Here is a 22,399-nt window from a genome sequence, read left to right as displayed (position 1 = left end):
GTGACAAAAAAGAGCATGCACAGAGAAATTCCGTTTGCGCGTGCCTGCCAATTCATCTCAAACCAGAATTTCTACTTGGCAGCGCATAACTGATCGCTGAATTTCTGAGTAAGCTCTAATTAATGTAAGCCTCCGGTTCATTTGCAGGTAATTTAACTTCTTTCATTGTCTTCCGACAATCTAAGAATTTGTAAAGTAACTAATACAAATTGTTTGAATTGTTTGTCCTAGCTTGGTATATTTTGTTTGCAACATTTGGCGCATATAGAGTTAGAGTATTTCAGAAGTACATTTTTAAACTATCTTAACAAGGAAATATATGAAAAAAATAGAGGCGGTTGTTCTTGCATCCAGAGAAAAAAACATTTTAGATGCTTTGCAAAAATTAGGAATTGGTGGGCTAACCGTAACCCCTGGAAAAGGTCGTGGGAAGGGGCCTAGAGACGTCCAGCCAGGGCTGGGTCGTTACATTGAACGATACAATGATGTTTTGACGTTTTTTATTGTTGTTGAGGATTCCAAAGTAGACGAAGTAGCATCAGCAATTACAGAAGCATCTCATACGGGCAATTTAGGTGATGGCAAAATTTTCATTTCTACAATTGATGATGTTATTGATATCACAACCAAACAAAAAGGAGAAGAATACATCTAAGCTGGTATTAACAAGTTAAGTCTCACAAGGTGATCTATGCTTGAATTATTTATACTAACTCAGACCTGATTAGATAGTTACCCGTTTTTTAGGTGCCTGTTAGTTTAGGTTTGAGATGTATTTTTTTTCGTCCAAATTAATAGTTCTTCAAACAATGCTTCCAATAGCGTTCATCCGCATTTATCCAAACACTTCCGTTGCTTGTGGCTTGTATTTTGCTGAATCAATAGATTAGGAGCAGTGGTTCTTCTGTCTACGGCCTGAGACTAGAAATAAGTTGTTCTTGGTTGCCAAAGCCATTATTTTGTTGTTCAGACAAATAGTTAAATTTTACTGTGACACAATCAGAAAATTTACAGCGCTAATAACGCTCATATCTAAAGAACAGCCACCGACAAATGCTCCGGAATATTGGCTGTCCAATTGAGTTTTTGTTGAATTGCAGTTACTAGGGCGGCGGAATTGCTCAGTTCGCCATGTACGACATAAATTTTTTCGGGCATTTTCTGGAAGTGACCGAGCCAATTGAGTAAGTCGGCTTGATCGGCGTGTGCTGAGAGGCCTCCGATGGTATAGATGGCGGCTCTTACACGAACTTCCTGGCCAAAAATTTTAACTTGCTTGGCTCCATCCACGAGACGCCTCCCTAGGGTTCTTGCAGCTTGAAACCCAGTAATCAATATGCTGCATTCAGGCCGACCCAGATTGTATTTCAGGTGGTGCTTGATACGTCCGGCATCACACATGCCACTGGCTGAAATGATGACGATGCCGTGTTTCATGTGGTTAAGCTGCATCGATTCTTCAATATCCTGCACAAAATGAATTCGGGGTTTTTGTGTATTGTCGTTCATCCATTGCAATGCATTGGTGGATTCCTTGTCGAGCAAGGATAGATGTTTTAGTGTAATTTCAGTGGCTGCACTTGCCATGGGTGAATCCACATAAATTTCCATTTCTCCGAGCTTACCTTGCCGATAGAGATCGACCAGCAGAAACAGAATATCCTGAGTACGCCCAACCGTAAATGCTGGGATGATGACATTGCCGCCTTTATGAATCAGAGTATGGTTAACAGCATATGCTAATTCATCAAGTGTGTCGGTCATGTTGCGATGCAATCGGTTGCCATACGTGGATTCAATTAACAGGACATCGGTTTGTTGAATAATTGTAGGGTCTCGTACAACTGGATGACCGGGTTTGCCAAGGTCGCCGGAAAATACAATTTTCTTGTGTCCATCATGTTGTTTTATCCAAACTTCGATGATGGAAGAGCCGAGAATATGTCCGGCATCGCGAAAGCAGCAGCGTATTGCGGGGTTAGGGTTAATTTCTATATTGTAATCAATGCGATGCAATTGCTTCAGTAGGGCTTCTGCTTGAGTAACTGTATAAAGCGGCGCGAGATCTTGCGGAAATCGACTGTGACGGCGCGATTTATTGCGCCACTCGATTTCTTTTTCCTGAATATAGGCGCTATCCTTGAGCATGACTTGGAGTAAATCCGCAGTTGCTGCAGTACAGTATACCGGGCCTCGAAAGCCCCATGCGCTCAGCCGTGGTAATAACCCGGAATGATCAATATGAGCGTGGGTCAGCAATACAAAATCAATTGCTTTTGGATCGAATTTGAAAGCGGTGCGGTTCTTTTTATCCGCTTCTCGCCCGCCTTGAAACATACCACAATCGACCAGAAAATTTATTGTTCCAGTTTCAATGAGATAACTGGAGCCGGTTACTTCGCCGGCTGCGCCTAAGAAAGTCAGTTGCATAATATGTTTTTTACAGTGAGTTATAGTGAATCCAATATTTGCAGCGTGCCATTGACCAGCAAATCCATTTCCTGCTCATTAATGATGTAAGGTGGCATGAAATAAATGGTTGTGCCCAATGGGCGTAGCAGTAGTTGTTGTTTCAACCCGGCTTGGAAGCACGTTGCGGCAAAATCCGCATCTTTTGTTTTAACTTCAAAAGCCCAAATCATGCCGCAATTGCGGAAGTTATTGACTTTAGGATGAGTTGTGAGCGGTGCAGCAATTTTATTCAGATACGCTGCTTTGATCTTGTTGGTCTTAATGACCTGATCTTGCTCAAAAATATCCAGCGTGGCCAACGCTGCGCGACAGGCCAACGCATTGCCGGTATGTGAATGAGAATGTAAAAATGCACGCGCTATTTTGTCATCATAAAAAGCCTGGAAAACCGTATCGGTAGTCATAACGACCGAAAGCGGCAGATAACCGCCGCTCAGACCTTTTGATAAACATAAGAAATCCGGTGCAATATCAGCCTGATTGCAAGCAAATAGGGTTCCCGTTCGACCAAAACCGACCGCAATTTCATCGGCTATCAAATGTATTTGATATTGATTGCATATTTCCCGCGCGCGCTGCAAATAAATCGGATGGTACATGCCCATGCCAGTTGCGCCTTGTACCAGTGGCTCAAGAATGAGTGCGGCGATCTGCGCGTGGTTTTTCGCTACATGCTGTTCGAGTGCGGTGGCAGCGCGAATGGCGTAATCTTGCGCAGATTCGCCAGGTTCTGCGTAGCGCCAATCGGGGGTTGGAACGTGTGTGCACTGCCGCAGCAATGGCGCATACGTTTGCTTGAAAATGGCTACATCGGTAACCGATAGTGCACCCAATGTTTCACCGTGGTAATCGTTTTGCAGGCTGATAAACTGGTTTTTTTGTGGTTGTCCGCGCAAAAGCCAGTAGTGAAAACTCATTTTCAACGCGATTTCAATTGCTGAAGCGCCGTCGCTGGCGTAGAAACAATGTCCGAGCGTGCCGGGCGCCATGTTTCTCAGCCGTTCCGATAGCGTCACAACCGGTTCATGAGTAAAACCTGCCAGCATGACATGTTCTATTTTCTCGAGTTGATCACGAATCGCGGCATTGATATAAGAATTGCTGTGGCCGAAGAGATTGACCCACCAAGAACTGATTGCATCCAAATAGCGATTGCCGTCAGCGTCATGAAGCCATATGCCTTTTCCACTGACCACCGGAACGAGCGGATAAGTTTCGTGCTGTTTCATTTGCGTACATGGATGCCACACGGCGTCAAGACTTCGCTGCTGCAGGGGCGATGTGGCTACGAGGGTGCTGTGATTAATTTTCGTCATGTGTATTTGTTAACTGGAATGCGTGAATCCCAGGAGATTGTTGCTGCCAGTTATCGGCAGTCGTAAATGACAATTGTAGACTATGAGCCGCTGTTTTTCTGTATTTTTGACCTTGTGCTGGATCCTTGGTACATTCAGGCTTTCCAATAAAATTCGACGTTTCCCGCAGCTATGGATCCAGAAATTAATACACATTCATCCAATTTGTTGCCCGGCAACGATCCGCAACGTGAGTTGCTGCATAATGAAGTACATGCCCGTCCGAGTCAGCGCATCCAGTTGCCCGCGTTGGTGATCAACGTTGTTGTAATCAATGCGGGTATTACGCGCGAACAAGAATGTGAGCATTTGCGCCGTCTCCCTGGACAACAGGTTTTGATGCCTGAGCAATTACAAAATAATTTTTTGCAATTGTATTTGCAGGATTATGTCGTGAGATGGGAGCGCCACTCGGAGTTTACACGTTATTCATTATTACAGCACTTGCCTGAAACTGTGCAATTAGGTGCATCAGATCCCGAATTACTGTTTTATATTGTGTTACCGCAAGGATGGTTGGCCGGAATTCCTGGAAGAACCTTTGCGGCTATCGAATTGGCGATGATGGAGGGTGAAATAAGTCAAGCGGACAAAACGCTTGAGCAAGCGCGCAACTGGTTTGGCGATAATCGCGTGGTAGCGTCACTGATGGGCAGAGATGGACACTCGCTTGCAGTCACGGATTTTAGGTTGCGCTCAAGCGGTTTTGAACGCATGCTGGTGATTATGTCGGCTGATGTATCCGAGACACGTGCTGGGCGTGTTGCACAGCGTCTGCTGGAAATTGAAACGTATCGGTTAATGGCGTTGAAAGGATTGCCGTTTGCCAAGCGAGTTATTCCTGAATTAACGAGCGCCGAGCAGCAATTATCTGATATCACAGCACAGCTCGAAAATAAGGCAAGTTCGGATCAGGAATTGCTCGATACGTTGATCTATTTAGCTGCACGCATTGAGCGCGCTACGGTTGAGCATGGTTATCGTTTTGCAGCGACACAAGCTTATAATAAGCTGGTGATACAACGTATTAGAGAACTTAGAGAGCAGGCTATACCCGGTACGCCAACCATTGGAGAATTCATGCAACGGCGACTTTCTCCGGCGATAGCAACCGTGGATGCGACCGAGCAACGCATGAGCTATCTTTCCGCGCGCGTATCACGGGCCAGTGCTTTGTTGCGCACACGCGTTGATATCCAAACAGAAACTCAGAATCAACAGTTATTGGAAAAACTTACCCGGGGCCAGGAATTACAATTGCGCTTACAAAGCACAGTGGAAGGTTTATCGATCGCGGCGATTTCGTATTATGTCATCAGTTTGTTGCTGTATCTGGCTAAGGCAGGCAAAGCGGCTAACTTACCGATACAGCCTGAGCTCGTGGCTGGATTGATGATTCCTGTCGTCGTGTGGCTAGTCTGGCGTACCACACGACGCATTCATGATAAGTTTTTTAAGCTCCCTTAAGCGTTAATCCGTTTCTCACAGTATTATTGCAAAAAACGGTCAAATGGTTGCAGCGGTTTTGCTCTTCCCTCAGCGCCGACAGCCGGAATAAACAGAAACTGATCGGCTGCAAGCGCCGCATTCATTGGGCTGGACTTGGTGATTGACGAATTGTCTCCAACGTGACCGTGCGTTATCCGTATTTCGGGGTGATCAAAGGGCGCTCTTTCATAGCGCACGCGATCATCCGTCAAACTTTTTAGAAAATTAAGCAAGTCTTTACGTTTTTGCGGTGCGAGTCGTAAGTCAACCAGCGCGAAAATTTTGCCAAATTCTTTTGGTGGCGTTGCAAAATTACCACCTCGTGTATAAAACTCCAATACTTCATCCAATGTTGCCATGCCGCCGTTGTGCATGTAGGGGCCGGTCAGTTCGATATTTCTTAAACTGGGGATTTTGTATGAGCCTTTGGCTGCACTTAAAAACTTTCTTCTATTGGGTTTCTTCAATTCTGCTAACGCTGCGTTAGCTGTTGGAATCAATATGCCTGCCGGATTGAAACAATTGACGGTATTTTGTTTCTGGTTTTGTATTCCGTCCGCGCGCGTGAAAAATAACGCATGCGGGTTGTCACTGTCGATTGCAATCTGCGTATCCAGATCACAGGGCCTCACGTTTGCAACATAAGGATCTACAACCTTAGATGCATTACCCGCCAGAAGCTGTAAATACTGATCAGAAAACGAAAGCGGGTTGCCGAAGGGATCGGTGCCACCCAGACCAATATCATTTTCTACCGGTGTCACCCCGGTACCGGAGAAGCCAGTATCTTGAAACATCATCCCACCGGTTAAAGATAGGCTGGTCAACACAGTTGTCGTGCTGACGCGGAATGCAGAGTTGCCGAAAGCATGCGGGTTTAATTTTTGCAAAATACCATTGGTTACCACAGCTGATGAAGTAAAGTTAGGGCCAATATGACAAAGCGCGCAGTGCGAATCGCGGAAAATGTCCATTCCACGTTGTGCTGATGCGCTTAATCCAATCGGCACGCCATGTTCATCCACAGTGCTGCGGTCAAATGGGGAATCGTCGGAAATCAGTGTCGATTGGTACAGTTGAAGTGCAAGCGCAAAGAACATAGAAAAATTAGCTTCTACCTGGCGATAAGGTATGCCGTGCGTTGCGGAGCTAGGCGGCGGAGCGCCAAATTGGCCAGTATGGTTATAATCCCAGTATTTTGGATTGAATGCTTCCATAATCAATTGGTAGTAGTTTGTATTTAGCCCTTTCTGCAAATTATTGGGTGTGCTGTGTGCCAATCCACCTAGTACACTATCGTTCCAGTGCACACGTTGATGTTCAAGTGGTTTGCGCTCTAATAGCTTACGACCCAAGTCAGAAAAAGTGCGTCCATGGCAACTCATTTCGGTGTCATCCAAGGCCGTGGCGACAGCTTGAGAAGCCAGAGCAGAGTTGATGAGTCTCAAACGCTCTTTGGCAACAGTACCATCACCATTTCTAACCCAGACGCCGGCATCGGGGTCACGATCTCCCCAAAGGCTACTGCCGTTAAAAATATTGTTGGCGCGGCCGTCCCAGAAATTACGAAAATTAAAGACGGCGTTAAAGACAGTGGGCGTATTTCGTGGCTCAACTTTGCGCGTACCTTTTGCGCCGACATGAAAAACCGGATCGGAGCTGCGATTACACTGATCGTTTGTCGCAGCAATCGATTTGGCATCGCGGTATTCGCCGCCAAAGCTTCCCGAGGAAGAAGCCACATCATCACTGTTATAAATAGGCATGCCAGTGGGATTAAGCGGATTGTCGGTTTGAAAGAAAGGAAAATCACTTCTTTTTAGAATTGCATTGGGTCCACGTAGCGTTCCGTCGCTTGCAAGTTCAAATTCCTTAGGCAAATCACTATTTCTGCCTATCGGTGAAATTTGGTTTTTAGTGCGTCGATCCACACCTGCATGGAAATGACAGCTGGCGCATGCCACGCCATCGCTTCCGACATTGATATCCCAGAACAAGGCCTTGCCTAGCAGGATCGCTTTGTTTTTGTTAATGATGATAGGGTCGGGGCCACCGACCAAACCGGGTACATCCGGAACCGGTGCACCTTTTAATGTCATGGGAATAGGCCCGAAACCGTCAGCCTGTAAGGGTGAGCCTGTAAAAAAAGTGAGACAGCCTATCTTGATTAGTGTGCTTATGAATTTTTTTATAATATTTAGCATGATCATATTCCTTAATGTCAGGCATGTACGTCAAGGAACTTCAGGGTGCTTGTGCGTGTTTTATTGAGTACGTGCTGATAGTAGTTTTGATAATTATTTATTACGTGCAATTCACATCAATCTTGTGTGAATTCTTGTGTATTCAGATAAAGTATTCTTCCTGATAAGAACCGAAGAGATTTTGGTAAACGCTTCGGTTCTGTTATGGTTTTACTAGTATTTAAGCTGCAGCGCTATCTAACGTTTTTTCCCGGCTTTTCAAGCGCCAGGCAACGAGACCCAAGCCTGCCAGCAACATAGCGTAAGTTTCTGGTTCAGGTACTGGACTAACAGTCGAGTCAACAGTTAAACCAAATGCCCCGCCGGCAGTGGCATTGTTAGTGCCGCCGATGTACATCGCATACCAGCCTGGCGCTAAGTCATCGAACACAAGAGATGCAAAATTAGCTCCAGTGCTGCCACTGACGCCGTTTTCAAAAGTGCTTGTTAAACTTATGTCATTTGCCCCCGTGAGAATGGTCTCACCCCATCCGTTTCCAGTGGTGTGCGAAGGGCCGGAAACTGCATAACCCAGGGTTTCTAGTACATTGCCTCCATTGCCGTTAGCCATCCATAATGTACCGGTATCGCCCATGGCTCCCGTTGCATTAAATGAATGTGGGGTGCCAAATCCCGCCGAACTGAGTTCGCCACCAAAACTGGTGGTTCCACCATCGAATTCAGTACTTCCAGTGGCCCACACCGTAACGCCGGGAGCAAAACCGCTATCTCCGGTAACTGTTACGGTGACATCTGCCAGACTGCTATTCTTAAAAGTATACCAATCTCCGGTATGCGCCCAGGCAGAATTATTTAAGGCAGGATTATCCGAATAAGCACTTTGTAGACCGGTCTCGGTGGCAGAAATGCTGCCGTCCGAGCTAAGCTCATTAATGTTACCAGTCCAAGGTTTAAATCCTACGGCATCTGCAGCATGCGCATTTGCAGTAGCCAGTGCAGCAATAGAAATAATCGCTGCTGAAATCAGGATATTTGGTTTTTTTGCATGTTTTTTTTGCATTTTTGAGTCTCCAATAATAAGTTACATTGCACCGTCGGCTATGTGATCAATAAATGAACGATGGCTTCTGGCATTTGATTGACGAATGATGATCTGATGTCGATTGCTTGCTTTTCGATTCAGTGACTCCCCATCATTCAAAGGAGGCAACCCAGCCGTCTCATTTGGGGAGATCTGTAGGCTTTCCGAACTTGCCTTGCGACAAGGGTGGCTATATCTATTGCTTATTAATTTTATTGTATATTGATCAAATTACAATGCGACAAATTGTCGCTGCGGCAAATTGTCGCACCTTGAATTGACAGGATATTACCGGTGAGAACTTGCTGGAATTGTCTGAATATTTTCTTCTGTTCAAAGCAGGCATGCTAAAATCCTGGCTTCAAAAGAATTTAAAACATCATGAACTTCCCAGTTATTACAGCGCTATCTCCCCTGGATGGCCGCTACCACAACAAAGTTGAAACTTTGCGATCCTATTTCAGCGAGTTTGCTTTGATTCGTTTTCGTGTGCACGTTGAAATCGCATGGATTAAAGCATTAAGCAGCGAGACTGGGATTGCCGAAGTGCCGTTCTTTTCGGATCAAACTAATCGTGAACTGGATAATTTAGCGGAAAATTTCTCGCTGGCAGATGGCGAAGCGATTAAAACCATTGAGGCGACTACTAATCATGATGTAAAAGCGATCGAGTATTGGTTAAAGCAGAAATTGGCCAACAATACTGAGGTGGCCAGAGTCAGTGAGTTCATTCATTTTGCCTGCACTTCTGAGGATATTAATAACCTGTCACATGGCTTGATGCTCAAAACCAGTTTGCAGCAAGTTATGTTGCCCGCGCTCGATAGGGTTATTGATCGGTTAGTCGAGCTGGCACATCAATTTGCCGATATTCCAATGTTGGCTCGTACTCACGGACAACCCGCTACGCCGACCACATTGGGTAAAGAAATCGCCAATTCGGCTTATCGCCTGCAACGTGGAAGGAAACAACTTGAATCTGTCGTAATTCTCGGAAAGATTAACGGTGCGGTAGGTAATTACAATGCACATTTATCCGCTTATCCGGACTTGGATTGGGAAAAATTTGCGCGATTATTTGTTGAAAGGCTAGGGCTGGAATTTAATCCCTATACGACCCAGATTGAACCCCATGACACGATGGCAGAATTGTTTGATGCGTATGCAAGGATTAATACGATCTTGCTGGATTTAAATCGCGATATTTGGGGATATATTTCGCTCGGTTATTTCAAACAAAAAACCAAAGCAGATGAAATCGGATCTTCAACAATGCCACATAAAGTCAACCCGATCGATTTTGAGAATTCGGAAGGTAATCTGGGCATTGCTAATGCGCTATTGCGTCACTTGAGCGAAAAATTGCCAATATCGCGCTGGCAAAGAGACTTAACCGATTCCACAGTACTTCGCAATATGGGCGTAGCGTTAGGGCACACTCTGTTAGCCTATGATTCTTGTATCAGAGGGTTAAATAAACTGGAAGTTAATACATCCGGAATAATGGTTGATCTGAATGATACCTGGGAGGTTCTGGCGGAGCCGATTCAAACTGTAATGCGACGTTATGGTGTGGCTAATCCTTATGAACAATTAAAAGCTTTGACGCGAGGTAAGAATGGAATTACTCAAAAAACATTGCATCAGTTTATTAATGCTTTGAATATTCCAGAAGCTGAGAAAGCTCGTTTGTTGACATTAACTCCTCAGAATTATATCGGTAAGGCAAATATTTTGGCCTTAAGAATAAAGAATTAATCCATAATTCGAATAGAAACCTGAAGCAGGCTGGTAAATTGTTTCTAGCGAGTTTGCTGGCAGCATAAAAAATTTCCATTTAGGGCTTGAAATTTTATTGTGTAATCCCAATATCGCCTGCACACTCATTTGGAGGTAAGATGCAAAATCCAGAAAATACACACAACCCAGAAAGCAATCAAGCTGATACAGCTGATGTAAAAGAAGAAGTCAATGTTCCTGGAATAACCAGCGATGTAACCATACAAACTGGTGAAATTAAAGACCCACAACCCAGTCTCGAGCAGTTGTTGAAAGAAGCAGAGATCAAATCGGCCGAGCATCATGATGCTTGGATGCGTGCAAAAGCGGAAACGGAAAATATTCGCAAGCGTTCACAAAGTGATATTACAAATGCACATAAATATGCCATCGAGAATTTTTCTACAGAATTGTTGGGTGTAATGGATAGCTTGGAAGCAGCACTGGCAGTTGAAAATGCCAGTGTAGAGAATTTCAAGAATGGTATTGATTTAACCCAAAAACAGCTGATAAGTGTATTTGAAAAATTCAATATTAAGGTGATTGATCCAGCTGGAGAAAAGTTCGATCCCCATCAGCACCAGGCAATGTGTATCGTTGATTCGGATTCGGCTCCCAATACGGTCGTCCAAGTCATGCAGAAAGGCTACAAGTTGCATGATCGTATTATTCGTCCTGCACTTGTTTCGGTTTCGAAAGCGCAAGGTTCTTGAATTTTTATCAGGCATCTCCATTTCTAAACCAATGGACAGACAGAACAATCACTTTAAAAGGATCTAAATATGGCAAAAATTATCGGTATTGATTTAGGTACGACCAACTCTTGCGTAGCTGTGATGGAAAGTGGCAAACCTAAAGTTATAGAAAATGCGGAAGGTACGCGGACAACGCCTTCTATTGTCGCCTACACTGAAGAAAATGAAGTGCTTGTGGGTGCTTCAGCTAAACGTCAGGCGATTACCAATCCAAAAAATACTTTATTTGCGGTTAAGAGGCTTATTGGGCGACGTTTTGATGAAGATATGGTGCAGCGGGATATCAAAATGGTGCCATATAGCATTGTCAAAGCCGAAAACAACGATGCATGGGTAGAAGTGCGTGGTAAGAAGATTGCGCCTCCAGAGGTGTCCGCGCAAGTGTTGATGAAAATGAAAAAAACCGCCGAAGATTATCTGGGTGAAGAGGTGACTGAGGCGGTGATCACGGTACCTGCTTATTTTAATGACTCACAACGTCAGGCAACGAAAGACGCGGGAAGAATTGCCGGTTTGGAAGTAAAGAGAATTATTAATGAGCCAACGGCTGCAGCATTGGCATTTGGTTTGGATAAGAAGGAAGGTGATCGTAAGATCGCAGTGTACGACTTGGGTGGTGGTACTTTTGATATTTCTATTATTGAAATCGCTGAAGTTGAAGGCGAACATCAGTTTGAGGTGCTGGCAACCAATGGTGATACATTTCTAGGTGGTGAAGATTTTGATATGCTTGTGATTGAATATCTGGTGGATGAATTCAAGAAAGAAAGTGGTATTGATCTGAAGAAAGACATGCTGGCATTGCAACGTTTGAAAGATGCTGCAGAGAAAACCAAAATCGAATTGTCATCCAGCCAGCAAACCGAAGTCAATTTGCCTTATATTACTGCTGATGCTTCGGGGCCAAAACATCTGGCCGTTAAGATCACTCGTTCCAAATTGGAAAGCTTGGTAGAAGACTTGATAGAGCGTACCGTTGGACCTTGTCGCACGGCGATTAAAGACGCTGGCCTGACTGCCTCCGATATCGACGATGTGATTTTGGTTGGTGGACAAACGCGCATGCCAAAAGTGCAGGATAAGGTCAAGGAAATATTTGGTAAAGAGCCACGCAAGGATGTTAATCCTGATGAAGCGGTAGCTGTGGGTGCAGCCATTCAAGGTGGCGTGTTGAAAGGGGACGTAAAGGATGTTCTGTTACTTGATGTGACACCTTTATCACTGGGTATCGAAACATTGGGTGGTGTAATGACCAAGCTGATTCAGAAAAACACTACTATTCCAACTAAGGCGCAACAGGTATTTTCCACCGCGGAAGATAATCAGACTGCGGTAACGATTCATGTATTACAGGGTGAACGTGAGATGGCTTCTGGCAATAAAAGCTTGGGGCAATTTAATTTGAGTGATATTCCATCATCGCCACGAGGTATGCCGCAAATTGAAGTGACGTTTGATATTGATGCCAATGGTATTTTGCACGTCTCTGCTAAAGATAAAGCGACCGGTAAAGAAAATAAGATTAAAATTCAGGCAAGTTCTGGCTTGTCGGATGAAGAAATTGATCGGATGGTAAAAGATGCAGAGGCGCATGCTGAAGAGGATCACAAAGCATTAGAGTTGATTTCCAGTCGCAATCAGTGTGATGCGATGATCCATTCTGTTAAGAAATCCTTGAAAGAGTATGGTGATCAGTTAGGTAGTGATGAAAAAACCAAAATTGAGACTGCATTGAAAGATGCTGAAGATGTGCTCAAGACTGATGATAAAGACGAAATTGATGCAAAAACCCAAGCTTTGACCGAAGCAGCGCATAAATTGGCTGAGAAGATGTATCAGCAAAAAGATCAGCAGGAGCCACAAGCGCAGGCTGGATCAGAATCTGCTTCTAGCCATAGCGAAAAGCCTGTCGAAGGCGAAGTGGTAGACGCAGAATTTGAAGAAGTTAAGAATAAGAAATAATTTTTGTTAACACATACTGGGCGCAGAAGCGCATGATGAGAATTTTGAATCTCTTCTGCGTGTTCTGCGCTTTAGTATTTGATGCGAAATTAGAAACATCGTATAAACTCAAACTCCATGAAATTAATTACAGCGGCAGGAAATCAATATGAGTAAGCGCGATTACTATCATGTTCTCGGTGTCAGTCGTGATGCCGACGAAAATACAATAAAAAAAGCTTATCGTAAGTTGGCAATGAAATATCATCCCGATCGGAATGCAGGCGATGTTAAATCGGAAGAAATGTTTAAAGAAGCCAAGGAAGCTTATGAAATATTGACAGATTCGAATAAACGCGCAGCTTATGATCAATTTGGTCATGCGGGTGTCGATACGAATGCAGCTGGTGGAGGCGGTGCACAAGGTTTCAGTGATGCATTCAGTGATATTTTCGGGGATATTTTTGGTGGCCGTAGCGCGCGTTCAAATATGCATCGTGGTTCCGATTTACGCTATAACCTGGAAATTACTTTGGAGCAGGCTGCACATGGGACTGAAACGAAAATTCGTATTCCGACGATGGAAAATTGTGATACTTGCCATGGCAGCGGATCCAAGCCGGGGAGCTCGCCGAAAACCTGTTCTACTTGTAATGGTCATGGACAGGTAAGAATGCAACAGGGTTTTTTCTCTATTCAGCAAACTTGCCCTAAATGTCATGGCAGCGGAAAAGTAATAGCGAATCCTTGTGCATCGTGTCATGGGGTAGGACGAATTAAACAACAAAAAACACTCAATGTAAAAATACCGGTGGGTGTCGATGATGGTGATCGCATCCGTATTTCTGGAGAAGGGGAAGCTGGTGTGAATGGTGGTCCATCGGGTGATCTCTATGTAGTGGTTCACCTATCGGCGCATTCTGTTTTTCGTCGTGATGGGGATAATTTGCACTGTGAAATACCAATCAGTTATACAGTGGCCGCATTAGGAGGAGAAATTGAAGTGCCTACACTTGATGGGCACGCTAAGATTAAGGTGCCGGAAGAAACTCAGACGGGTAAAATTTTTCGTTTGCGTGGTAAAGGGATCAAAGGTGTGCGTAGCCATGATAAAGGGGATTTACTTTGCCATGTTGCCGTAGAAACTCCGGTTAAGTTGACCGCGCGTCAAAAAGAATTATTGGAAGAACTGGAATCAATCAGTCTAAAAGATGGGCCTCGCCACAGTCCTCGTGCTAAATCATGGATGGATAAAGCGCGAGAATTTTTTTCGGAATAACACAAGGCGATCTAATTATTCAGATCCGCTATGTGTGAAATACTCCGAGAAATTGATTGATGTATCTGTAATGGTGTTGATTTTCTACCATATTGTCTGAATTTTTTACTGATGAAATATTATTTGTGAAGAATAGAGATAAATGACTTGTTATATTACGTGTTTTCTGATATTAGTACAAAATTTTTATACTACCACTACTGGAAGCGATAGGAGCCTTAAAAGATGCCAAAAGAACTACAAAGTAAACAAGTGACTCCCTATGAACCAAAATCAGGTGAAGAATATATGAGTCCTGATCAGTTGTTGCATTTCCGCAAAATACTGGAAGGTATGAAAATTGAACTTAGTCAAGAGATTGATCGTGCTGTTCATACTATGCAGGATGAAGCAACAGTTTTTGCTGATCCTAATGATCGTGCAAGTCAAGAGTCTGACATGACGCTTGAGTTGCGCAATCGTGACCGTGAACGCAAGCTCATTAAAAAGATAGATGAAATTATTGGTAAGATTGATTCTGAGGATTATGGCTATTGTGAGAGCTGCGGTGTAGAAATTGGATTAAAAAGACTTGAAGCTAGGCCGACAGCTACGCTTTGTATTGATTGCAAGACATTGGATGAAATGCGTGAGAGACAGATAGCTAAATAGCGTAATAAGTAATAATATAAAGCTAAGTCATTGTAAGTTAATGAAAACCCTGTAAGAATGCAGGGTTTTTTGGTATATTTAAGTGAGAAATTTTATCTCACGACTCTTCTTCCGCAACAGGATTAGAGTCAGGTTGATTTCCATCAGAAGATACAGCTTTCATACTTAATCGCAGCCTTCCTTTGTCGTCAGCCTCAAGAACTTTAACGCGTACCTGCTGGCCTTCGTTAAGGTGATCAGAAACGTTATTGACTCGTTCATTGGCAATCTGGGAAATATGAAGTAACCCATCTTTACCAGGCAGGACACTCACTATAGCTCCAAAGTCAAGCAGTTTTAAAACTACACCATCATAAATTTTTCCAACTTCAACTTCTGCAGTAATATCTTCAATACGTTTTTTTGCAATTTCACCGCCTTCGGCATTGACGCATGCAATTGTTACCTGGCCATCATCGGTGATATCAATCGTGGTTCCTGTTTCTTCTGTAAGCGCACGAATGACAGCACCGCCTTTACCGATTACGTCACGAATCTTTTCTGGATTGATTTTGAGTCTAATGATACGAGGCGCATGCACCGAGATATCTTCACGAGTTGAAGGTAATGCTTGTTTCATAATTTGCAGAATATGCATCCTTCCTTCATGAGCTTGTATCAATGCTGCATGCATGATTTCTTGGGTTATGCCTTGTATCTTAATATCCATTTGTAACGCGGTAATACCTTTTTCGGTGCCGGCAACTTTAAAATCCATATCACCCAGATGATCTTCATCGCCGAGAATATCCGTAAGGACCGCAAAGCGGTTTCCATCTTTAATTAATCCCATGGCAATACCTGCGACATGAGCTTTTAATGGTACACCTGCATCCATCAGTGCGAGACAGCCGCCACAAACAGAAGCCATTGAGCTAGAGCCATTGGACTCGGTAATTTCAGATACAACTCGTAAAGAATAACCGAACTCTTCAGGCGAGGGAAGAACGGCGACAAGAGCGCGTTTAGCCAAGCGTCCATGACCGATCTCACGGCGCTTGGGTGTGCCAACGCGACCTGTTTCCCCTGTGGCATAAGGAGGCATATTATAGTGCAGCATGAATCGTTCGTTATAGTCACCTTGTAGTGAATCAATTTTTTGCTCGTCACGCGCGGTGCCTAAAGTAGCAATAGCCAGTGCTTGCGTTTCTCCACGAGTAAAGAGTGCCGAACCATGTGTTCGAGGTAATACACCATTACGAATCGTTATAGCTCTGACTGTGCGGGTACCGCGACCATCGATACGAGGCTCGCCATCCAGTATTTGATTGCGGACGATTTTTGATTCCAGTGAAAAAAATGCTTCCATAAAAACTTGTAATTCTGGCCCGTTCTCTGTGCCGACCTCAAGTTCATTCGATATACGTTCTCTAGTTGCTTTGATTGCTTCAGAACGGGCTTGTTTTTGTTTTATCTTGTATGCTTGTCGTAATTCAGCTTCTGCCATACTAGCAATTCTTTCTTCAAATGCGATGTCTTTTTCTGGTGGTGCCCAATCCCATGCGGTCACTCCTGCTTCATCAGCAAATTCATTGACTGCATTAATAACAATTTGCATTTGCTCGTGGCCATACGTTACAGCGCCAAGCATAATATCTTCCGACAGCTCTACAGCTTCGGATTCAACCATCAGAACTGCATGTTGTGTTCCTGCAACGACCAGATTTAATTGTGTATCTTTAAGTTCTGAAGTGGTTGGGTTTAAGACATACTCATTATTGACGTAGCCAATGCGCGCTGCACCGAGAGGTCCATCAAAGGGGATCCCGGAGAGAGTTAGCGCAGCAGATGTACCAATAATCGCAGGAATATCAGGATCTATTTCATTGTCAGCCGACATGACAGTGGCTACTATTTGTACCTCGTTATAGAAGCCTTCGGGGAAAAGAGGACGGATAGGGCGATCAATTAATCGCGAAGTTAATGTTTCCTTTTCGGATGGACGGCCTTCACGCTTAAAAAAACTGCCTGGTATTCTACCAGCTGCATAAGATCTTTCTTGGTAATCAACGGTAAGTGGGAAAAAGTCCTGACCGGGTTTTACATTTTTTGCACCCACAACGGTGACAAGTACTACGGTATCATCCATCGTAACCACTACGGCGCCATGTGCTTGCCTAGCTATTTCACCTGTTTCCAGTGTAAGTTGATGCCGTCCGTAGGTAACACTCTTCTTTATAGATTTCAATTAATAATCCTTTTTCCTTTTGAGTAAATTTTCCAAATTTTGAATTACCTGCAAGCCAACGTATTGATTGCATGACAGCTTAGATGGGGAGCGATTTGTTCGGATAGCTGCCAACCCAGTATATGAAAATACATTTATTTACGTAAACCAAGTCGTTCTATCAATGTTTGATAGGTGTCTGTATTACGTTGTTTTAAATAATCAAGTAGCTTGCGACGACGACCGACCATGCGCAGTAAGCCGCGGCGGGAGTGGTGATCCTTAACATGAATCTTGAAGTGCCCTATCAAGTCATTGATTCTGGCTGTTAAAAGTGCAACCTGAACTTCTGGAGAGCCAGTATCTCCTTCGGCTCTTTGATAGTCTCGCACTACCTGTGCTTTTTGGTCGATTGTAACTGACATAAATTTCTCCGATTGGAATTACCTTCTTTAAAAGCCCCGAATTTTACTCTTTAATATTGCGCTTGTCCAAACCAGATAAGGTATATTGCACTAAGTTTCGAGACAATAATTGGCGGTGATGATTACAAAAATAAATATGGTCATGAGTAAGCGACAAGTTGTGATAATTCTTGACTCACTTTATAGTGAACATTACTGTGCCGTAAAATACTCCAGAACTTATATGGAGCGCACTGCAATAAATTCTAATTCTGAGTAACAACGGTATTAAATACGTGGTACACATGGGTAGCATTTTTTTGTTTGTTAGTCGGATAAATAAAGAAAAGATGATGGAATTAAACTTGATGTAGATAAGCTGTCATTAAATTCTCTATGATCCTGAATTCAACAAATCTTTATGCTTGTGAGTTTTTACCTCCATTACCTGAGGGATTAGTGAACTGATCATTTAACGCCTGAATGTAATCGTTAGCTTCGTTAATAACTTCATCAATTGTTTGTTGTGTAATTTCATTCCAACCTGCAGGATTTTTTAGCAACATTGGGCGATATGCTGCTGTGCTTTTGTTGAATGCATGTAGATATTGTTTAAATGTTTCATGGTCATTTCCCAACTCTCTACCCAGTTTTTTCAGCAATCGATTGGCAACAGTACGTCGGATAGAAAAATGTACATAAATGATACCAATCAAAAGAAATGCTGCAATAACAACTGCTGAGGTTTCGCCTTGCATGAGTTGAGTCTGAAATGTTTTGAGAAGACTCCAAGATTCGTTCATAGTCAAGACGGTACCTGCCAATATTGCCAGAGTGCCGAATACCAATCCATCAAAAAGGATGACTTTACCTTTCCACTGTTTTAACATTTCAGAGAGTTTATTAACCTTTTTATTTTTTATATCTTTTGCGGTTTGTTCAAGTTTTCCGACGATTCGGTACGAACGTTCCACTTCGATTTGGTGCATCCGTGCATCGATATCCGCCATATCTTCTTCACGCTTTTTCTCAAAGCGTTCTCGAACATGCTGATTAGCGATTGGAACAGCCGCGCTTGGATTATAAATACGATAAAATCGTCCACTGATTAGCCCTACTTCTGCGAGAGAGCGTTGCCAAGCTGATACAACTTCTTCAGGATTATCTTCTTGTGCGGTAACATCGATTTGATTCAGAATGTATAGAAATTTATTAGCATCAGCCCGGTTTACACTGGCAGATACTAGGTAAGCCAATGTATCTTGCATGGCTTTGGGTTCTGGGTGGCGTGCATCAAAAAACACCAACACAAGATCTGATAAATTGATGATGTGCTGAGTTAAGCGCAATGTAGACGCACGCTGATTGTCAGCATCAAAACCTGGAGAATCAATGATAATTTTCCCGCGTATGTTTTCAGATGGACAGGTTTTTAATTGTAAATAAGCATCGATACGTTCTTGCCCGGCTTCAGATATCTCATCAATACTGCGGCTAATCTGAAAAAATGGGAATCGTGGATCTGCATCAAGTGCAATACCAGGAAGAGTTTTTGCTTCATTGTGGCGGCTGAAGCAAATTACTGTGAATTTATCATCAACAGCCTGATTGCCAGTACGTTGCAGCGGCATATTCAAGTAAGAATTAATATAGGTTGATTTGCCCGCAGAAAATGTACCCAATACTGCAATCATGGGCCACCATGTCACACATGTCGCATAAGATTCATCTTTATTAATCAGCCCCATGCTTTGACCTACATAGTCCATTTTCCTGAAACTTTTTACCGCATTGGCCAGAGTCGGATTGTCTGGGTGTTCATCGACAAGGTGTTTTTGTAGACTTTTCAGGTGCTTATTAATTTGGGTCGAGTTGTGTGACATAACAATCCCTTTTCGTTTTTATAAAAAGTGTATTCTGAGCATGTAATAGATGATGAATTTTAGTAAATTCATTTTGCTTGTCTGTAATTAACTTTTTCTAATGAGTTATTTGAACTTCTATAAGAGGAATGCAAGTTCACTGGACTATTCTATATACACACAGTAAAAAGATACTCACATCGCACTGAGTTAAACGCATTAATGCAGACTTAATGTTAATCGAAAACGGCTGACCTCGTGATTCTATCAAGAACAATGATAGCTTGTCAGTAAATCATATTCTTAATATTGATACTTGATTTTTAGAAATTGAAATTATCTCATGACCTAATAAGGATTCCAGGATTCCAGGATTCCAGGATTCCAGGATTCCAGGATTCCAGGATTCCAGGATTCCAGGATTCGATTGAGCTCTGGTTATTTGTGGTGCATTACAGGTTAAAAAGTTTTAGGAGAACTTGTTTTTCAACTATGGGAAATTTTGAAACATGGCGATGAAAAATAATCGCGAACGAGGTGAAGTGCGCTCTGCACATCTAGGTCGTTATATATTAATAGGTTTCCTTACAGTGGCGCCGTTGTGGGTTACTTGGTTGGTGTTTGATTTTTTATTGAATTTGTTGGCGCAGATCGGAGCTCCTCTATTAAAAGCCACGGCACGTGCTATACGCCCATTTTCAGATACTGCTGCTAGCTGGTTGCTGGATTTCTATTTTCAGCATGCAGTTGCCGCATTGTTAACAATAATCAGTCTATATGGAATCGGATTGTTAGCGTCTTTTGTTCTTGGTAAGAAAGTTATTGATATTTATGAAAAGATATTGGCGCGATTGCCTTTGGTGCAAACGATTTATGGTGCCACCAAGCGATTCTTAAATACTATAAGTCAACCGGCTGTTACCGGGCAACGCGTTGTATTAATTAATTTCCCATCTTCAGAAATGAAGGCGATTGGTTTTATTACCAAAATTATGCAGGATAAGGGTAGCAATAAGAAATTAGCTATTGTCTATGTTCCGACTTCACCTAATCCCACATCAGGCTATATTGAAATCTTGCCGGTAGAGGATGTCATAATGACAGACTGGACAACAGAAGAAGCTATGACTTTTGTTGTCACTGGAGGCACCACTGCACCAGAAAGCTTACGATTCTCTCAAAAAAAGCAATCCGAACACTCTGACAACCTTTAATAAACAGCACGAATATTTCGGCACCCTCTTCTATGCTGGCAATGTGTAAGGCAGTGATTTGATTTCTAGTATCGGACCTTGCAATGATTGCCAATGAATATTGCTGATATCCGCGCTATTTTGCTGGATGACCGCCAACGCATCATGTCCTCCGCACGGCGATGGTGCGATATTGACAATATTGCCGCAGGGCTGGTCAGCCATGTCTGCACTATAGAGCGCATCGCCAGCCTTAATTGTTTCCGTAGTGGCTAAATGTACTAGAAACATACGACGTTTAAGCTTGCCGAGATACCGTGTTCGTGCAACAATTTCTTGCCCGGGATAACAGCCCTTTTTAAAACTGACCCCACCAATTGCATCCAGATTGATCATTTGCGGCAAGAATGCTTCTTGGGTTTCTGGCAGAATAACCGGAATACCTGACTGAATATCTAACCAATCCCAGCAAGCTGTGCCAACAGGTTTGGCATTTTGACTAAGACGCTCCCAAACAGCAGGTGCATTTTCAATCGATGTGATCAGTTCCATACGGTTATGTGCAACATGAAACAAGTTGATTTCTTTTGTATGTGTGACATCAATTATTTGATCCGAATTATTTGCAGATCGGGAAAGTTCGGTTGCTAATGTAGAAGCATTGGGACCAGCGATACCAATTCGAATCCAGGTATTGCTCATATCGGTCAGCTGTACTTTTGAGCGTAGTATATAAGGAGATAAACGTTTTATCGTGGCAGCAACCAAGTTAGCAGGTAATTGCATAAGCACATCTTGTTTTTTTTGCCAAAGTAAAAAGCTTGCCAAAACTCGGCCTTTAGGGGTGCAATAACTTCCGTACTGCGCTATTTCTTCACTGACTTCCAGAATATCGCAACTAAGCTGGCTTTGTAAAAAATTTTTTGCATCATCTCCGGAGAATTGAATTAATCCGCGATGTGAAAGATCTGTCATAATCGTTTTGTTTTGCGTATCGCTAAGTTCAATAGCAATATCGCCAAAATGCAATACGTGATTATTCTCAATGACAGCATGCTGATCATGTAAATAAATTCGCCAAACAGGATTCATACCAATAGTTCAAAAATAAATATAGGCTTGATTATACGGTATCGTGCCCAGGTTGATTCAAGAAGCAGCGAATGGAATTGTTATTACTCATCAATAATTGAGGGTTACGTAATCAATATGGCGGTTTTAACTATTCACCGTAAATCCTCATTTTGGCTTGCAGCGATGTTGAGTCTGGCTCATATTGCAACAGCTATTTTATTGTGGCCGCTGCTACTTTCCTTGGGAGTCAAAATGTTCATTGTTATCTTACTGGTGATTAGTCTGGCTTATTATTTGTGCCGTGATGCTTTGCTTTGTGCCAATGAGGCTGTAATTTCTTTTACGCTATCTGAAAAGATGCGATGTACGTTGACCACCCGGTCCGGCAAAACGACTACTTGTGGTGTACTGGGAAGTACTTTTGTTGCGCCTTATTTAGTGGTGTTAAACCTTCAGCCTGAAGGTGAATTTTTTCCCTGTAGTGTTGTGATATTACCCGATGGTATTGATGTTGATATGCATAGAAAATTAAGAGTCTGGCTTCTTTGGAAATGGCGAGACGATAAATAAGATTATGTTCTAAATGTAATTGTATTTCCCAAACAGAAGCGTAATGGATGGTACAGTCTTTTATCGATGAACAACACTCAAAGCT

Annotated in this window: 18 protein-coding genes and 1 riboswitch; of the genes, 10 read left to right on the top strand and 8 right to left on the bottom strand. The window is 43.0% G+C overall.

The features are described 5' to 3' along the window. Nucleotides 1-319: 319 nt before the first annotated feature. Nucleotides 320-655 carry a P-II family nitrogen regulator gene (locus tag Q0C11_RS02055; protein WP_293005306.1) on the top strand — a complete coding sequence of 112 codons (336 nt, stop codon included), beginning with the start codon at nucleotides 320-322 and terminating at the stop codon, nucleotides 653-655. Between the two features lie 377 nt (nucleotides 656-1,032). Here Q0C11_RS02055 and Q0C11_RS02050 read toward each other — a convergent pair whose 3' ends face one another. Both Q0C11_RS02050 and bioA read right to left on the bottom strand, forming a co-directional pair. Then, on the bottom strand, nucleotides 1,033-2,430 hold the full coding sequence (locus Q0C11_RS02050) for an MBL fold metallo-hydrolase RNA specificity domain-containing protein (RefSeq protein WP_293005304.1): 1,398 nt from the start codon (nucleotides 2,428-2,430) through the stop codon (nucleotides 1,033-1,035). Nucleotides 2,431-2,450: 20 nt separating this feature from the next. Beyond that, the gene (gene bioA, locus Q0C11_RS02045) at nucleotides 2,451-3,701 is read right to left on the bottom strand and encodes an adenosylmethionine--8-amino-7-oxononanoate transaminase (RefSeq protein WP_293005302.1); all 1,251 of its coding nucleotides are present in this window, start codon (nucleotides 3,699-3,701) and stop codon (nucleotides 2,451-2,453) included. Here bioA and Q0C11_RS02040 point away from each other — a divergent pair. Continuing rightward, the gene (locus tag Q0C11_RS02040) at nucleotides 3,690-3,854 is read left to right on the top strand and encodes a hypothetical protein (protein WP_293005300.1); all 165 of its coding nucleotides are present in this window, start codon (nucleotides 3,690-3,692) and stop codon (nucleotides 3,852-3,854) included. The genes bioA and Q0C11_RS02040 overlap by 12 nt on opposite strands. Nucleotides 3,855-3,959: 105 nt before the next feature. Further along, nucleotides 3,960-5,294: a DUF3422 family protein gene (locus Q0C11_RS02035; protein WP_293005298.1), complete on the top strand. Its 1,335-nt coding sequence runs from the start codon at nucleotides 3,960-3,962 to the stop codon at nucleotides 5,292-5,294. Nucleotides 5,295-5,317: 23 nt separating this feature from the next. Here the strand turns inward: Q0C11_RS02035 and Q0C11_RS02030 are convergent, their stop codons facing one another. Both Q0C11_RS02030 and Q0C11_RS02025 read right to left on the bottom strand, forming a co-directional pair. Beyond that, the gene (locus tag Q0C11_RS02030; protein ID WP_293005296.1) at nucleotides 5,318-7,519 is read right to left on the bottom strand and encodes a cytochrome c peroxidase; all 2,202 of its coding nucleotides are present in this window, start codon (nucleotides 7,517-7,519) and stop codon (nucleotides 5,318-5,320) included. A 220-nt stretch (nucleotides 7,520-7,739) separates the two neighbouring features. Next, on the bottom strand, nucleotides 7,740-8,579 hold the full coding sequence (locus Q0C11_RS02025; protein WP_293005294.1) for an FxDxF family PEP-CTERM protein: 840 nt from the start codon (nucleotides 8,577-8,579) through the stop codon (nucleotides 7,740-7,742). A gap of 142 nt (nucleotides 8,580-8,721) precedes the next feature. Further along, nucleotides 8,722-8,801, bottom strand: a riboswitch (cyclic di-GMP riboswitch). Nucleotides 8,802-8,981: 180 nt separating this feature from the next. On the opposite strand from Q0C11_RS02025, the gene purB reads away from it, so the two are divergent. The 5 genes from purB to dksA all read left to right on the top strand — a co-directional run bounded on the left by purB (nucleotide 8,982) and on the right by dksA (nucleotide 15,005). After that, nucleotides 8,982-10,358 (top strand): adenylosuccinate lyase, encoded by a 1,377-nt coding sequence (purB, locus tag Q0C11_RS02020; protein ID WP_293005292.1) that lies wholly within the window; start codon nucleotides 8,982-8,984, stop codon nucleotides 10,356-10,358. A gap of 140 nt (nucleotides 10,359-10,498) precedes the next feature. Continuing rightward, complete coding sequence (gene grpE, locus Q0C11_RS02015) at nucleotides 10,499-11,092, top strand: nucleotide exchange factor GrpE (RefSeq protein WP_293005290.1); 594 nt, start codon at nucleotides 10,499-10,501, stop codon at nucleotides 11,090-11,092. A 69-nt stretch (nucleotides 11,093-11,161) separates the two neighbouring features. Then, complete coding sequence (gene dnaK, locus Q0C11_RS02010; protein WP_293005288.1) at nucleotides 11,162-13,096, top strand: molecular chaperone DnaK; 1,935 nt, start codon at nucleotides 11,162-11,164, stop codon at nucleotides 13,094-13,096. A 148-nt stretch (nucleotides 13,097-13,244) separates the two neighbouring features. Continuing rightward, nucleotides 13,245-14,354: a molecular chaperone DnaJ gene (gene dnaJ / locus Q0C11_RS02005; RefSeq protein ID WP_293005287.1), complete on the top strand. Its 1,110-nt coding sequence runs from the start codon at nucleotides 13,245-13,247 to the stop codon at nucleotides 14,352-14,354. Nucleotides 14,355-14,579: 225 nt separating this feature from the next. Further along, nucleotides 14,580-15,005: an RNA polymerase-binding protein DksA gene (gene dksA / locus Q0C11_RS02000; protein ID WP_293005285.1), complete on the top strand. Its 426-nt coding sequence runs from the start codon at nucleotides 14,580-14,582 to the stop codon at nucleotides 15,003-15,005. 97 nt (nucleotides 15,006-15,102) lie between these two features. Here the strand turns inward: dksA and pnp are convergent, their stop codons facing one another. The 3 genes from pnp to Q0C11_RS01985 all read right to left on the bottom strand — a co-directional run bounded on the left by pnp (nucleotide 15,103) and on the right by Q0C11_RS01985 (nucleotide 19,498). Next, entirely contained in the window at nucleotides 15,103-17,232 is a 2,130-nt protein-coding gene (gene pnp, locus Q0C11_RS01995) for a polyribonucleotide nucleotidyltransferase (protein WP_293005283.1), read from the bottom strand. A 134-nt stretch (nucleotides 17,233-17,366) separates the two neighbouring features. Continuing rightward, nucleotides 17,367-17,636, bottom strand: coding sequence for a 30S ribosomal protein S15 (gene rpsO / locus Q0C11_RS01990; RefSeq protein WP_293005281.1), 270 nt, complete (start codon nucleotides 17,634-17,636; stop codon nucleotides 17,367-17,369). A gap of 398 nt (nucleotides 17,637-18,034) precedes the next feature. Continuing rightward, on the bottom strand, nucleotides 18,035-19,498 hold the full coding sequence (locus Q0C11_RS01985) for a dynamin family protein (protein ID WP_293005279.1): 1,464 nt from the start codon (nucleotides 19,496-19,498) through the stop codon (nucleotides 18,035-18,037). Between the two features lie 494 nt (nucleotides 19,499-19,992). Between Q0C11_RS01985 and Q0C11_RS01980 the strand changes: the two genes are divergently transcribed. After that, complete coding sequence (locus Q0C11_RS01980; RefSeq protein ID WP_293005277.1) at nucleotides 19,993-20,691, top strand: DUF502 domain-containing protein; 699 nt, start codon at nucleotides 19,993-19,995, stop codon at nucleotides 20,689-20,691. Between the two features lie 30 nt (nucleotides 20,692-20,721). Here the strand turns inward: Q0C11_RS01980 and Q0C11_RS01975 are convergent, their stop codons facing one another. Next, nucleotides 20,722-21,762, bottom strand: a complete 1,041-nt coding sequence (locus tag Q0C11_RS01975; RefSeq protein WP_293005275.1) for a folate-binding protein — start codon at nucleotides 21,760-21,762, stop codon at nucleotides 20,722-20,724. Nucleotides 21,763-21,879: 117 nt separating this feature from the next. Between Q0C11_RS01975 and Q0C11_RS01970 the strand changes: the two genes are divergently transcribed. Next, complete coding sequence (locus Q0C11_RS01970; RefSeq protein ID WP_367273722.1) at nucleotides 21,880-22,314, top strand: protein YgfX; 435 nt, start codon at nucleotides 21,880-21,882, stop codon at nucleotides 22,312-22,314. The last annotated feature ends 85 nt before the right edge of the window (nucleotides 22,315-22,399 follow it).

The sequence above is a fragment of the Nitrosomonas sp. genome (assembly GCF_022842015.1).
GTDB lineage: Bacteria > Pseudomonadota > Gammaproteobacteria > Burkholderiales > Nitrosomonadaceae > Nitrosomonas.
Note: the sequence above shows the minus strand (reverse complement) of the source record. Positions and strands in the feature narration are given on the sequence as shown.